The organism is Paracoccus beibuensis, from assembly GCF_026162625.1.
Classification (GTDB): Bacteria; Pseudomonadota; Alphaproteobacteria; order Rhodobacterales; family Rhodobacteraceae; genus Paracoccus; species Paracoccus beibuensis.
The window spans coordinates 1-1275 of sequence record NZ_JAOTBD010000095.1; the positions used below are offsets into that span (position 1 = coordinate 1).

A 1275-nucleotide genomic window follows, 5' to 3' on the forward strand; every position below is an offset into this window, starting at 1 on the left:
CGGACAATACGAGCGGATCGCTGTTCAGCTATGTCGACCTGGAAGAGCGCGTTCCTGCGAAGCACCCGCTGCGCAAGATCCGGCAGGTGGTGAATGATGCGCTGGCCAGTCTCGATGCAGAGTTCGAGGTGCTCTACACGAACTTTGGTCGCCCCTCGATCCCGCCGGAGCGGCTGATCCGGGCCAGCCTGATCCAGATACTTTTCTCGGTGCGCTCCGAGCGGCAGCTGATGGAGCAGCTGCAGTATAACCTGCTGTTTCGGTGGTTCGTGGGGCTGGGCATTGACGATGCGGTCTGGGTGCCGACTGTCTTCACGAAGAACCGCGACCGGCTGCTGACGACAGAGATGTCGCGCAAGTTCCTCGCAGCGATCCTGGCGCATCGCGAGGTGGCACCCTTGCTGTCGGACGAGCATTTCTCGGTCGATGGCACGCTGGTCAAGGCCTGGGCGTCGATGAAGAGTTTCCAGCCGAAGCCGGAAGTCGCCCCTCCCGAAAGCGGTGATGGGCCGGACGGCCCGCCACCCGCCGCCGATGCCCACGCTGAAACCAACCCCAGCCCCGAGGCCGCCCCGATGTCCGTCACAAAGCCCAAGGATCGCAATGCCGAGGTCGACTTTCGCGGCCAGAAGCGATCGAACGCGACCCATGCTTCGGTAACCGACCCCGAGGCGCGGCTCTACAGGAAGTCGCCCGGCACCGGTGCGAGCCTTTGCTTCATCGGCCATACCCTGATGGAGAACCGCAGCGGCCTGATCGTCGGGTCCGAGGTGACGCAAGCGGATGGTTATGCCGAGCGGCGCGCCGCCCTCGACATGATCCACCGCCATTCGCCGGGCTCGACCCGACGGCTGACGTTGGCCGCCGACAAGGGCTACGACTGCGCGGAGTTCGTGAAGGACCTGCGCCGGGCCTGCGTCACGCCGCATGTGGCGCAGAAGGTGCGCTACTCAGCGATTGACGGCCGCACCACCCGGTATCCAGGCTACGCCGTCTCGCTGAAACGTCGCAAGAAGATCGAGGAGCCGTTCGGTTGGGCCAAGACGGGCGGGCCGATGGCACAGACCATGCTGCGGGGCATCAAACGAGTGGGTGCCCAGTTCACCCTGACGATGGCCGCCTGCAACCTTGCCCGACTGCCACGATTGCTGGCCGCATGAGACCCGCGGGAGGGAACCGGCCGCCGGTCCCAGGCCGGTGACCCACGGTATCCAGCGCCTCTTCCGGAAACCCCAAGAAACGCCGTTCCTGATCGGGGACTAATTCAGCGTCCTG

The 1275-nt window shown here is 65.1% G+C and carries 1 protein-coding gene; it reads left to right on the forward strand.

What is annotated here, in order from left to right; genetic code table 11:
- Positions 1 to 1160 (forward strand): IS5 family transposase (locus tag OC159_RS19950; RefSeq protein WP_407674167.1); only part of this gene is annotated, 1160 nt, incomplete at its 5' end.
- Positions 1161 to 1275 lie beyond the last annotated feature (115 nt).